Source organism: Pseudotenacibaculum haliotis, assembly GCF_042684245.1.
GTDB classification, from domain to species: Bacteria; Bacteroidota; Bacteroidia; order Flavobacteriales; family Flavobacteriaceae; genus Polaribacter; species Polaribacter haliotis_A.
The window spans coordinates 356,669-369,278 of record NZ_JBHULH010000003.1 but is presented as its reverse complement, the minus strand read 5'-3'; the positions used below and the strand labels follow the sequence as shown (position 1 = coordinate 369,278).

Genomic DNA, 12,610 nt, shown 5'->3' with positions numbered 1-12,610 from the left:
TTAAAAATTGCTAATTCCTCCTGTCAAGCTCAAAACATCAGCTTCAGGGTATTTTTCTCTTAATTGTTTTGTTGCTTTATAGCTGGTCATTCCTCGTTGACAGATCATCACATAGGTTGTATCAGAGTCAATTTCGAAAGTTTCTATTTCTGTAAGCGAAACGGTTTGATGAACTTCAAACGGAAGTGCTAGATTTGGTAAAACTGCAATTAACTTGACACTTCGACTTTGCTCAGTGTCCGACAAGGTTTCTTTCAGTTCTTCAGGAGAGATCAACCAATCTGGGTTTTGTACGTCACAAGAAGCATCATAATAGGTTTCTTTATCAAAGATCTTTGTTACCTCTTCTTTTGAAATCCTAGATTGTAATTTCATTTTTAACTGCGAGTTTTGCAAAGCGTTGTAGATCAACAATTCGTTGTTCAAAGGTTCTCCTGTTCCTGTAACGATCTTCAACACTTCATTCACCTGAGCTGTAGCAATTATCCCCACAATAGCGTTCAATGTCCCTGCTTCTTCACAATTAGGCACATCTGTGTTCATTGTAGGAAAGGCATCTCGTAAATGAGCCGATGAAGCTTCCAGATTGAACACACTTACATAGCCATCAAACTTATATAGCGAACCATACACCAAAGGTTTCCCTTTGAGAACACAAGCGTCGTTTAGCAAGTATTTTGTAGGTAAACTATCCGTTCCGTCTACAATGATATCGTATTCGGAAATAACATCCAATACATTGGTCTTAGTTAAAGCTTGTCTTGAAAATGTTACTTGGGTAAACGGAGCTCTTTGCTGAATGAACTTTGCCAATGCTTCCGATTTGTACGCACCTACATCTTCCAACGTATAAAATACCTGACGGTGTAGGTTGGTTATATCTACCTGATCAAAATCGATCAAGTGTAATTTTCCAATTCCGCTTGAGGCCAAGTACACAGCAATAGGACTTCCCAAACCTCCACAGCCTACAACTAAGATTTTTGCTTCTTGTAGTTTTTGCTGACCTTCTTCACCTATTTCAGGCAAGGTGGTTTGGCGTTTGAACAGGTCTTGTTTGCCGATATCTGACATCAATAGTAACTTATTTATGCTAGTTCTTCTTTAGCTGCATCATATTCTTCAGGAGTATTGATATTTCTGATGAAGTCGTTCTCAACTTCTACCAGTTCTACATCAGAATTGATCAACATCTTTCTTGGACATGAATACCCTTGTGCTAAATATTGTAGTAACACAGGATAGGCCTTTGGTTCGTATATAGTAATTAACGGCTCCGGAAATTGCTTTCCTTTTCCTATAACGGCTGTTGCAACCTTGGCCGGATTTCTTTTATTCAACAGTAACTCTATAAGTTCATCGTTTACAAAAGGTAGATCTGTTGCCAAGACAAACCATGCTGAGTTTGGGTCTTTTTGAAAAGCAGAGCAGATTCCTCCAAAAGGGCCTAAATTGAAAAACGCATCTGGGATCTCTTCTGAGTTTCCTGATGTCATTTCGAGCGGAGTCGAGAAATCTCTTACAGAGTAAAAGGCTTCCATCTCTTTGCTCATTAATAAGTCTCGCACAAACTCTTTTTGCGGTTTCCCGTGATATTCGAGTTGAGATTTATCTTGTCCCATTCGGGTACTTTTTCCTCCGGTTAATACCAATCCTTTGATAGAAGGAATGATTTCTGAGACCAGTTTTGAAATATGTTCTGTGATCTTTATTATGTCATTGATTCCGTATTGTGGAATTTCTTCCCAATTTGGAAACTTCTCTTTTAAGGATGAGAAAGGTTCTATATCATCTGTTAATTTCACAAAGAACTGAACATCTGTGATCTGATCGATTCGTTTGTTGATGGAAGCTTCTTTTTCCGGATCTAACAAGATCACTTGCTTTTCTCCGGCATAATGATTCCCGTTGATGAAAACATAATCGAATTGCGAAAATTGAATTCGCTGTACATATTTATTAATTGGGCCTGAAGTTGTGATACTCAAATTTCCTTCGTGATGAAAGGTAAAATCAGACAGTATATTTTCTTCTACATCTTTAGCATGTGATGCATCAAAATAGGCTAATTTATATTGTGATAAGCTTTCAGAAACCTGATGAACAATATCTGAAATGATACTGCATTTTGCTCCTAAAATAGATAATTCATTTGGAGCGTAGATTCCATTGTTTCTTCTACTTAGGTTTGTATGTTTTTGGTGTTTTTTCATAATACAAAGTTGCAAAGGTTCAGAGGTGAATCATTGGTTTTTAATATCCGACTTACCTCCTGTTTTTTCTACTAATTTTACTTCTTTGATCACCATCTGTTGCGAAATGGATTTACACATATCATAGATGGTCAAGCAAGTAGCCGAGGCCCCTGTTAAGGCTTCCATTTCTACTCCGGTCTTTCCTTCGATAGTAACCTTACATAAAACTTCAATATGCTCATCATCTATGATGTCGATATTTACATCAACACCATTGATTAGCAAAGGGTGACACATGGGAATGATTTCTGATGTTTTTTTTACTGCTTGAATTCCGGCAACAATTGCTGTTTGGAATACAGGTCCTTTTTTGGTTACCAGTTCTTCATTCTGAAAGTGAGAAATCACTTCTCTCCCTAAAAACATACTTGCCTTAGCAATGGCAACACGTTTGGTAATGTTCTTTTCAGAAACATCTACCATTTTGGGTTGGTTCTTATTGTTGATGTGTGAAAATTTATTCATTTTTTAATTCAAAAAAGTTGTATTAACCACTTTATCAATTGATATAATCCTGCAGGAATAGATATTAGAATCAGAAAAAGTATAGAGATTGCTATAAAATTATTTATCTTCTCTCTTAACGCACTACTATTTTCCTCATTTTCTTCTTTCTCTTCTAATATCTCTTCTCTGAATTTATATGTCGGTTTAACCCATTCAAGGTTTATATGAGAACTTTGGTCAAACCAATCGTCTTTTTTAAATTCAGATGCTCCCAATTCATTTTTATTAGTCATAAATACCCCAAAATTATGAGCTATTTTTAAACATTCTGCAGCCAATTTTATAAATCCACTTCTATTTCCTTTAATATAACTTGGGTCTAGATTATCCTCATAAAAAATTCCTATGTAAGCATCTTTACTTTCAGAATCTATCTGATCAATTATTCTCTTTATCTCTTCATTATTCATAGCAGTTATATATTGGTTTTCGATACAACCACACTCGAACTAACAATTAGTATCGATATCTTATAAACGAGTGTGTTTCTCCTTTTTTAAATTCAGTTTGACCTTGTGGCAATTGAATAAATCCGTCTGCCTGTGTTAAGCTTGCTAAATCTCCGGATCCGTTCCCTCTGATTGGAGTTGCTACCAAATGCCCATACCTAATCTCAATTTTCACTTGTAAGAAATAGGTTAAATTGGGTTTAAATGCAACATCTTCTCCCAAAATCACTGTTTCTTCTTTGAGCTCAAATCCAGCTGACTTTGCAAACCAAGGATAAAAATACGCCAAACAGTTTACATAAGTAGAAACCGGATTTCCTGGAAATGCAAAGACAGATTTTCCTTCTGCAATTCCGTACCAAAAAGGTTTCCCGGGACGCTGTGCAACTCGATGAAATAGTTTTTCAACTCCTAATTCTTCTAAAACTTCAGGAAGAAAATCGAATTTTCCTTTGCTCACAGCTCCGCTAAACAACAAAGCATCATACTTTTTTAAATACTCTCCTATTTTCTCCTTTAACTGTTCTTTATCGTCTGTAATATGAGAAGTCTCGGCTTTGATCTGTAATTTCTCTAGCAAAGAAACCAGGGTAAAAGCATTGCTTCTACGTATTTGATGTGCCTCTGGTATCTGATCGACCTCTACCAATTCATCTCCGGTAGAAACAATCATCACTTTTGGCACCTTGGAAACGGTTACCATCGATTTTCCAACAGTAGCCAATACGCCAATCTCTGCAGCTGTGATGATTCTGTTCTTTGGTATTAAAACAGCTCCTTGTTGTCTGTCGCTCCCTTGCTTATGAATATTCTTTCCTTGTTCTACTTCATCCAATACTACTTTGGCCATCAAAGTATCGATCTCTAGATCTTCATAACGAATCACTGTATCTGTGTTTTCCGGTAAAACAGCTCCTGTCATCACTTCATAACAATGAGCAGCATTCTCCATCTTTTCTTGTGGGCTACCGGCTGGTTGAACTCCTTCGATCTTAAAATCGCGCACTCCATATTCGAAAAAACGATGATTGATGGCAATTCCATCCATCGCAACACGATTGAAAGGCGGGAAATCTCGATCGGCAACAATATCTTCTTTCAACACACGACCTACAGATTCTAAAAAAGGAACTTCTTCCACTTCAAAACCTCTCGCATTCTCTAAAATCGTTTGTAAAGCTTTTTCTACTGTGATCATTATCCTCCAATTGTTGACATACTTTCTGATACATTTCCTTTCGAGCGATTGGCTTCTGCTACAAATCCGTTTTCCGGCTTGTCTTTTACCAATGATAAGAACAGCTCTTTTAAATCCTGATTACCGGCTCCGTTTCTTATAAAGTCTCTAAGATTAAAAACTCCATCATCAAACAGGCAGTTTTTAAAGGTTCCTGTTGGTGTGATTCTAATTCGATTGCAATCGCCACAAATAGTTCTCGTAAATGCAGGTATTATCCCTACACTTCCTTTGTGCCCTTCTATGCTAAAGTTCTTTGAGGTTGATGACTTTTCTGAATTCAGTAATTGTACATCAAACTTTGTTTTGATCTCTTCTAAGATCTTGTTGTAGTTCCAGTTCTCTTGAATATCTCTTTGTCCTTTTCCATTAAAAGGCATTTCTTCTATAAAGCGAACAGCAACATCTTTGTCTTTTGTTAAGGCTACAAAATCTACGATCTCATCGGTATTGAATCCAGCTTGCACCACTACATTCAACTTCAAATTCAAGCTACTTTTTTCTAAAGCTTCAAAAGTCTCGTACACTTCAGGGAACACATCTCTTCTTGTGATTTGATGGAACTTCTCTTTTTGCAAACTATCAATACTCAAATTGATGTTTTGCACTTTTTCCATTCGCTCTAATGTTTTGATATGCTTGGCGATCATCGCGCCGTTGGTTGTAATATTGATGGTTTCCAACAGGTCGTTAAACGATAGCATTTCTAAAAACTTGATAAAGTCTTTTCTAACAAAAGGTTCTCCTCCTGTCAATCGAACTTTGGTAACTCCTAATTCTGTGAGTACTCGTATGATTCGATACATTTCTTTGAAAGTAAGCAACCCTTCTCTTGGTGCTATTTCGATTCCGTGTGCCGGCATACAATATTGACAACGTAAATTACAACGGTCTGTAACCGCCAAACGGACATAGCTGATCTGCCTTCCAAAATTATCGATCAATTGCTGCTGCATATGCAAATGGTTTCAAGTCGGGTTCGTGAATTTTCGCCTTGGCTTCCGGCGAACGAAACACATCCCAACTATAGTATTTTTGAATCTCTCCTTTAAAATCTTTCAACAGGTTAGGATATTCTTCCATCAAACCCGGAAAGTCATCACTCTTCCCTTCTTTCATATAATAATACATGATCTGCAACGAAGCATATGTTACAGTTGCGTTAAACTTCATTGTTGCTCCGTATTTGATCGCAAAATCATAGATCTGCTTACACATATTCTCGATAGAACGATCTAATCCATATTTTTTTAGATGGATATAAGCCAATCTTAAGTGAGCTTCGTGCGAGAAATAGAGTGGAGGGAATTTCCCTTCTTCAAATTTCTGCTCATAGGCTTCGTCTGAATATCGATAGTGTTTTTCCAATTTAGCTTGGTAGTTTTTTACTGAGAACTCCGTAGATAAATGCTCCTAGAACTGCTCCTAAAAGTACAATTAGTATTGTTATGGCTCCATGACCGATCAATACAAAAATAGGTCCCGGGCAAGCACCAACCAGCGCCCAACCTAAACCAAATATACTTCCTCCTACCAAGGTTCTTATATGTCCTTTCTTCTTCTCTTTTACTTTAATTGGGTTTCCTTGAAAATCTTTAATGGCCTCTTTTTTGAACAATTGCACCAAGATAATCCCAATAATTACTGCTGATCCAATAACTCCGTACATATGGAATGATTGAAACTTAAACATCTCATAAATTCGATACCAAGAAACCACTTCTGATTTGCTTAATATGATTCCGAATACGATCCCGATAATTAAAAATTTGATATTCTTCATAGCTTAAAAAATTAAAGGGAATAAAAACCAAACCATTAACAATCCTCCTGCAAAAAAACCAATGGTTGCCACCAATGATGGTAATTGCAAGCTACTCAATCCGGTAATTGCATGTCCGGATGTACATCCTCCTGCATAACGAGTTCCGAAGCCGATAAAAATCCCGGCTACGATCAAAATTCCGATTCCTTTCAAAGACAATAGATTCTCTGTACTAAAGATCTCAGGCGGCAGGTATTGATTTCCTGCATTGGCAAATCCGAGTTCAGCCAATTCTTTAACGGTTTCCGGGTTTAGGTCGATTGCTTCGCTAGGCATTAAAAATTCGTGAGAGATAAACCCTCCGATCACAATTCCTACAACAAAAACCAAACTCCATGTTCTGGCTTTCCAATCAGTTTTAAAATAATCTACAAATCTTCCTGCTCCTCCTATGGTACAGAAAGTTTCTAAATTGGTTGAAACGCCAAAGCTTCTTCCAAAATAGAACAGTAAAAACAGCACAAAGGCAATTGCAGGTCCTGCAACGTACCAAGGCCAAGGTTGTGTTATAATTTCCATTAGTTGTTGTTTATTTGCTCGTTGATATAATTCATAATCTTTTTAGTAGCTCCTTTATTTTCTTGAATGTATTGTTGATTGATCTCTCCTGTGCCTTGTCGGAAAGCTTGATCTTCTTTCAACTGTTTAAAGATACTCGAAAACTCTTGTTGGTTTGTCACAGAAATGCATCCTTTTAACGCTACCAAATCCTTCGCTTCTTTAAACTTACCGTATTCCGTTCCAATAACTACCGGAACTCCAAATGTGGCAGGTTCTAAAATATTGTGAAGTCCTGTTTTAAAAGCTCCTCCAACGTATACGGCATCCGCATAAGAATATATTTTGGTTAATAAGCCGATGGTATCTATGATAAAAACGTCGAAATCTGCAAGGTTCTTTTGTTCTTTTTCAGAAAATAAAACTGTTGTCTTTTGAATTGAAGCTTGCAGTTTTTCAATTGCTTTGGCATTCATATTATGCGGAGCAATGATAAATTTTTCGTCGCTCGAATCATTGATATAGTTTACCAAGAACTCTTCTCCTTCTGGCCAAGTACTTCCTGCCACTAAAGTATAGCGGTTATTCTTGAACTCTTCAATAAAATCCAATTGGTTGTCTTGTTCTAAGATCTTTACCACTCGGTCAAAACGCGTATCTCCACTAACTGTTACATTTTCTAACTCGATAGATTCTAATAGTTCTTTAGACGATACATCTTGAACAAAGAAGTGATTGAAAGTATGCAATGCTTTTCGCATCCATCCTCCGGAAGATTTGAAAAAGTTTTGGTCTTTTCTAAAGATTCCCGAAACCAAAATAGTTGGTATTGATTGCTGTTTCAATTGATGTAACAAGTTAGGCCAAAACTCATATTTGATAATGATAGCCAATTCAGGGTGAGTTAAATTGATGAATCTTTTAACGCGTCCTCTGGTATCAAAAGGCAAATAACAGATGACATCTGCCAACGGATACTCTTTACGGATCTCGTACCCTGAAGGAGAGAAAAAAGTAACTACAATCTTGTGTTTAGGGTATTTCTCTTTTACTTCCTCAATAATGGGTCTTGCTTGTTCAAACTCACCTAATGAAGCTGCGTGAAACCACACCACTCTATCTTCTTTTTTCAATACAGAAAGTTTACGGAACGTTTCTTTTCTTCCTTTGATAAACAATTTCATCTTAGGATTGAAAAGCCCATAAATCTTAAGAAGATAAAAGGTAATATGAGCAGTAAGATTATACAGTGGATTCATATCGTGTAAAAGTACAAAATAGCGCATAAAAAAACGCCCAAACAATGTTTGGGCGTTTTCTATATCATTCTTTGTTTCTTAAGCTTCAAAAGGAACTATAGAAACATAAGATTTGTTGTCTTTTTTCTTTTTGAACTCAACAACTCCATCAACTTTAGCGTGTAAAGTATGATCTTTTCCCATATATACGTTTTCTCCTGGGTTATGTTGTGTTCCTCTTTGACGAACAATAATATTACCTGCAATTGCAGCTTGTCCTCCAAAAATCTTTACTCCAAGTCGTTTCGATTCTGATTCTCTACCGTTCTTCGAACTACCAACTCCTTTTTTATGTGCCATGGCGTTATGGTTTTAAAAATGAATTCTTATTTACTTAATGCTTCAATTAATTCTGCTTTCTTTAAAGAAGTGTATCCTTTGATACCTTGTTCTTTAGCTAAAGCTTTTAATTCAGCAACAGTCATTGAACTTAAATCGTTAGATGCTGTTTCTTTTACCTCAGCTTTTGGAGCTTCTACTGCTTTTTCTTCCTTTTTAGGAGCAGCTGCTTTTTTAGCTGTTGCTTTCTTGGCACCTGATGCGGCGATACTCTCAATTTGAATTTCGCTTAAATACTGACGGTGTCCATTTTTCTTTTTGTAACCTTTTCTTCTTTTCTTTTTGAAAACGATTACTTTCTCACCTTTTAAGTGACCTAGGATCTTAGCCGTTACTGCGGCTCCTTCTATAGCTGGGGCGCCAATAGTTACATTACCACCATCTTCTACAAGCATTACTTTATCGAAAGTTACTTTAGAACCTTCTTTTTCTTGTAAACGGTGTACGTAAACCTTTTGGTCTTTTGCTACTTTAAACTGCTGCCCTGCTATCTCTACAATTGCGTACATAGTCTATGTTTATATTAGCTTTTTGTTAAAACTTGCATCTTCGATCCCGAAAATGCGGGTGCAAATATACTCTTTTTTTAAAAGAAAACAACACATACTCCCCAAAAAAACAAGGTTTTATAGTCTTAAGAAAAACATCAGCTTTCTTGAAACATATCCGCAATAGTTATTATTTTTGAGAAATAGTTTTTTGCACCTCTATAACCTCTGTAACAAAACAGAGGTCATTGCGTCAAACTATCACTTTTTTTAAACTAAACTATAATCAATGAAAAAACGTATTTTAACACTGGCCTCAGTGTTTTTATTAGCATTTTCTTCTAACGCTCAACAAGTAGAGTTTGAAGAATATGATTTAGACAACGGGATGCACGTGATCTTGCATCAAGACAACTCTGCACCAGTTGTGGTTACTTCTGTGATGTATCACGTGGGAGCCAAAGACGAACAACCTAACAGAACAGGAATGGCTCACTTTTTTGAGCATCTTTTATTTGAAGGAACAAAGAACATTGAAAAAGGAGCATGGTTCAAAATAGTTTCTTCAAACGGAGGAAATAACAATGCCAATACAACAGACGACAGAACTTACTACTACGAAGTTTTCCCTTCAAACAAAGTAGAGTTAGGTTTATGGTTGGAGTCTGAAAGATTATTACACCCTATTATTGGTCAAGATGGTGTTGACACCCAAAACGAAGTTGTAAAAGAAGAGAAAAGACTTCGTGTTGATAACCAACCTTATTCTCGTTTGTTAGAGAACATAAAAATCCACATGTTTAAAAAGCACCCTTACAAAGGAACTACCATTGGTAAAATGGAGCACTTAGATGCTGCTACATTAGATGAGTTCTTAGCTTTTAACAAGAAATTCTATGTGCCAAACAATGCAACATTGGTGGTTGCCGGAGATATCGACAAGAAGTCTGTTAAGAAAATGATCCAAGATTATTTTGGGCCAATTCCTAAAGGAAAAGATATTGCCAGAAACTTCCCAAAGGAAGATCCAATTACTAAAACCATTTCTGCAAAGGCTACAGATCCTAACATTCAGATTCCTGCTATCGTAGCTGCTTACAGAACTCCTTCTATGAAAACAAGAGATTCTAGAGTTTTAGATATGATCTCTACGTATTTAAGTGGAGGTAGAAGTTCTGTATTGTTCAAGAAATTAGTTGATCAGCAAAAGAAAGCATTGGCTGTTCAAGCAGTAAACTTGAGTCAAGAAGATTACGGGGTATATGCACTATTTGCTTTACCACAAGGTGATAATAAAATTCATGACCTTTTAAAAGAGATGGATGTAGAGGTTAAAAAACTTCAAACGGATTTGATCTCTGAAAAAGATTATCAAAAATTACAAAACCAGTTCGAGAATAGATTTGTTAGTTCCAATTCTAGCGTTCAAGGAATTGCAAATTCATTAGCTCGTTACAATGTGTTATATGGAGATACTAATCTGATCAATACAGAGATCAACATCTACAGATCCATTACAAGAGAAGATATCAGAGAAGTAGCGAAAAAGTATCTGAATCCAAATCAAAGATTAGTTTTAGAATATTTACCGGAAAAGAAATAACACGAAAGACATGAGAATTATGAAAACAAAAATATTATCAATCGTAGCGATTTTAGCAGTGTCTTTTGCTGTAAATGCTCAAATTGATCGATCAAAAATGCCAAAGCCGGGACCTGCTCCACAGGTAAAACTTGGGAAGGCTCAAAAATTTAAATTGAAGAATGGATTGACGGTAATTATGGTTGAAAACCACAAATTACCTAGAGCTGCTGCCAGCTTATCTATTGACAATTATCCTCATTTAGAAGGAAACAAAACGGGTGTAAACTCAATGATGGGAAGCTTGTTAGGAAGAGGTACTTCTAACATCTCTAAAGATGATTTTAACGAGCGTGTAGATTTCTTAGGAGCTAATGTTTCTTTTTCTAGTGACGGAGCATCTGCTTCTTCATTAAAGAGATATTTTCCGGAAGTATTAGGTTTGATGGCTGATGGTGTAAAGAACTCTCAATTCACTCAAGAAGAGTTTGACAAAGAGGTTAAAGTTACTTTAGACAATATCAAATCTGGAGAAAAAAGTGTTACAGGTGCTGCCAGAAGAGTTGAGAGCGTACTTACTTACGGAAAGAACCATCCAAACGGAGAGTTTGTTACCAAAGAAACTATCAACAACATTACTCTTGATGATGTTAAGAAAGAGTACAATACTTATTACAGACCTAACAATGCTTATTTAGTTGTTATTGGAGATATTAAGCCAAAAGAAATCAAGAAGCTGGTAAAGAAATTATTTAGCGATTGGAACCCAGGAACAATTCCTTCATATACATTACCGGAAGTTAAAAATGTAGAAACTACTGAGATCGACTTCATCAACATGCCTAATGCTGTGCAGTCTGAGATTGCTGTAATCAACACGATTGATCTTACTTTAGGTGATGACGATTATTTTGCTGCTTTGTTAGCCAACCAAATTCTTGGTGGTGGAGGAACTGCAAGATTGTTCCAAAATTTACGTGAAGACAAAGGGTATACTTATGGTTCTTACTCTAGTGTTTCTCAAAGCAGATACAAAGGTCGTTTTTCGGCTACTGCAAGTGTTCGTAACATGGTTACTGACAGTTCTGTTGTTGAGTTGATGAAAGAAATCAACAAAATTCGTTACCAAAAAGTATCTGAAGAAGAATTAAAAAATGCGAAAGAGCAATATATCGGAAGTTTTGTGATCAATGCTCAAAATCCATCTACGGCAGCCTCTTTTGCTTTAAACAAAGAGTTGTATGATCTTCCGGATGATTTCTACGAAACGTATTTAGCTAAGATCAACTCTGTTACTTTGGATGATGTTCAGGACGCTGCTATCAAATATTTTAGAGGAGATAAAGCAAGAATTGTTATCACAGGAAAAGCAATTGATGTTTTAAAGAACTTGGAGAAAAATCCGGTTTATAAGATCAAGTACTTTGACAAATACGGAAACCCAACTGAAAAGCCTGAATTAAGCTTACCAATTCCTGCAGGGTTAACTGCTGCAAAAGTAGTTGACAAGTATGTTGCTGCTATTGGTGGTGCTGAAAAAGTAGACGCTGTTAAAACAATGATGTTTGTTTACAAAGCCACTATTCAAGGAAATGAATTGGAGTTAACTAGAAAGATCGCAGGACCAAACAAAGAGTCTAACGTGATCACTTTTGGTGGACAAGTATTCCAAAAACAAGTATTTAACGGAGAAAAAGGATATTCAGTTCAACAAGGAAGAAGACAAGAATTATCTGGTGAAGAGTTAGAAACTGCAAAGGCTAAAGCATTACCTTTTGAAGATATTGCTTATAAAGCCGGTAAGTTAGACAGAATCGAGTCTATTGATGGAAACAATATGTACATCATCAAATTCAAGGATGCTGAGATCTTCTATGATGTAAAAACAGGATTGAAGATAAAATCTATGAGAACTGTAAAAGGTCCTCAAGGAGATGTTCAAGTTCCATCAAACTATTCTGATTACAAAGCTGTGAACGGAATTCTAATTCCTCATAAGTTTGAACAAGGAATGGGAAGATTCACATTGAACTTTGAGTTAAAAGAAGTAAAGATCAACGAAGGAGTTTCTGATAAAGATTTCGAATAAGATCTTACTTTTAAGTATATATGAAAGCTGTTCACATTTGTGA

14 protein-coding genes are annotated in these 12,610 nt (G+C 36.2%); 2 read left to right on the top strand and 12 right to left on the bottom strand.

From position 1 onward, the window contains the following. The 12 genes from ACFSRZ_RS07310 to rplU all read right to left on the bottom strand — a co-directional run bounded on the left by ACFSRZ_RS07310 (position 1) and on the right by rplU (position 8,917). The gene (locus ACFSRZ_RS07310) at positions 1–1,074 is read right to left on the bottom strand and encodes a ThiF family adenylyltransferase (RefSeq protein ID WP_379665887.1); all 1,074 of its coding nucleotides are present in this window, start codon (positions 1,072–1,074) and stop codon (positions 1–3) included. Positions 1,075–1,088: 14 nt separating this feature from the next. Further along, positions 1,089–2,213, bottom strand: coding sequence for a molybdenum cofactor guanylyltransferase (locus ACFSRZ_RS07305; protein ID WP_379665886.1), 1,125 nt, complete (start codon positions 2,211–2,213; stop codon positions 1,089–1,091). Positions 2,214–2,243: 30 nt separating this feature from the next. Beyond that, positions 2,244–2,720 carry a cyclic pyranopterin monophosphate synthase MoaC gene (moaC, locus tag ACFSRZ_RS07300; protein WP_379665885.1) on the bottom strand — a complete coding sequence of 159 codons (477 nt, stop codon included), beginning with the start codon at positions 2,718–2,720 and terminating at the stop codon, positions 2,244–2,246. 8 nt (positions 2,721–2,728) lie between these two features. Further along, positions 2,729–3,172, bottom strand: coding sequence for a hypothetical protein (locus ACFSRZ_RS07295; RefSeq protein WP_379665884.1), 444 nt, complete (start codon positions 3,170–3,172; stop codon positions 2,729–2,731). Positions 3,173–3,218: 46 nt separating this feature from the next. Beyond that, positions 3,219–4,409 carry a molybdopterin molybdotransferase MoeA gene (locus ACFSRZ_RS07290; RefSeq protein ID WP_379665883.1) on the bottom strand — a complete coding sequence of 397 codons (1,191 nt, stop codon included), beginning with the start codon at positions 4,407–4,409 and terminating at the stop codon, positions 3,219–3,221. Continuing rightward, positions 4,409–5,404 (bottom strand): GTP 3',8-cyclase MoaA, encoded by a 996-nt coding sequence (gene moaA / locus ACFSRZ_RS07285; RefSeq protein WP_379665882.1) that lies wholly within the window; start codon positions 5,402–5,404, stop codon positions 4,409–4,411. Before moaA ends, ACFSRZ_RS07290 begins: the two co-directional genes overlap by 1 nt. After that, positions 5,382–5,816, bottom strand: a complete 435-nt coding sequence (locus tag ACFSRZ_RS07280) for a hypothetical protein (protein ID WP_379665881.1) — start codon at positions 5,814–5,816, stop codon at positions 5,382–5,384. Before ACFSRZ_RS07280 ends, moaA begins: the two co-directional genes overlap by 23 nt. Before the next feature lies 1 nt (position 5,817). Further along, the gene (locus tag ACFSRZ_RS07275; protein WP_379665880.1) at positions 5,818–6,231 is read right to left on the bottom strand and encodes a YeeE/YedE family protein; all 414 of its coding nucleotides are present in this window, start codon (positions 6,229–6,231) and stop codon (positions 5,818–5,820) included. A 3-nt stretch (positions 6,232–6,234) separates the two neighbouring features. Beyond that, on the bottom strand, positions 6,235–6,792 hold the full coding sequence (locus tag ACFSRZ_RS07270) for a YeeE/YedE family protein (RefSeq protein ID WP_379665879.1): 558 nt from the start codon (positions 6,790–6,792) through the stop codon (positions 6,235–6,237). Continuing rightward, positions 6,792–8,030 (bottom strand): 3-deoxy-D-manno-octulosonic acid transferase, encoded by a 1,239-nt coding sequence (locus ACFSRZ_RS07265; RefSeq protein WP_379665878.1) that lies wholly within the window; start codon positions 8,028–8,030, stop codon positions 6,792–6,794. The genes ACFSRZ_RS07270 and ACFSRZ_RS07265 overlap by 1 nt, the downstream gene beginning before the upstream one ends. Before the next feature lie 78 nt (positions 8,031–8,108). Continuing rightward, positions 8,109–8,369 (bottom strand): 50S ribosomal protein L27, encoded by a 261-nt coding sequence (rpmA, locus tag ACFSRZ_RS07260; protein WP_379665877.1) that lies wholly within the window; start codon positions 8,367–8,369, stop codon positions 8,109–8,111. Between the two features lie 26 nt (positions 8,370–8,395). Beyond that, the gene (gene rplU / locus ACFSRZ_RS07255) at positions 8,396–8,917 is read right to left on the bottom strand and encodes a 50S ribosomal protein L21 (protein ID WP_379665876.1); all 522 of its coding nucleotides are present in this window, start codon (positions 8,915–8,917) and stop codon (positions 8,396–8,398) included. A gap of 268 nt (positions 8,918–9,185) precedes the next feature. Between rplU and ACFSRZ_RS07250 the strand changes: the two genes are divergently transcribed. Together ACFSRZ_RS07250 and ACFSRZ_RS07245 are read left to right on the top strand one after the other, a co-directional pair. Then, positions 9,186–10,499, top strand: a complete 1,314-nt coding sequence (locus ACFSRZ_RS07250) for a M16 family metallopeptidase (RefSeq protein WP_379665875.1) — start codon at positions 9,186–9,188, stop codon at positions 10,497–10,499. Positions 10,500–10,518: 19 nt separating this feature from the next. Then, complete coding sequence (locus ACFSRZ_RS07245; protein ID WP_379665874.1) at positions 10,519–12,567, top strand: M16 family metallopeptidase; 2,049 nt, start codon at positions 10,519–10,521, stop codon at positions 12,565–12,567. Positions 12,568–12,610: the final 43 nt, after the last annotated feature.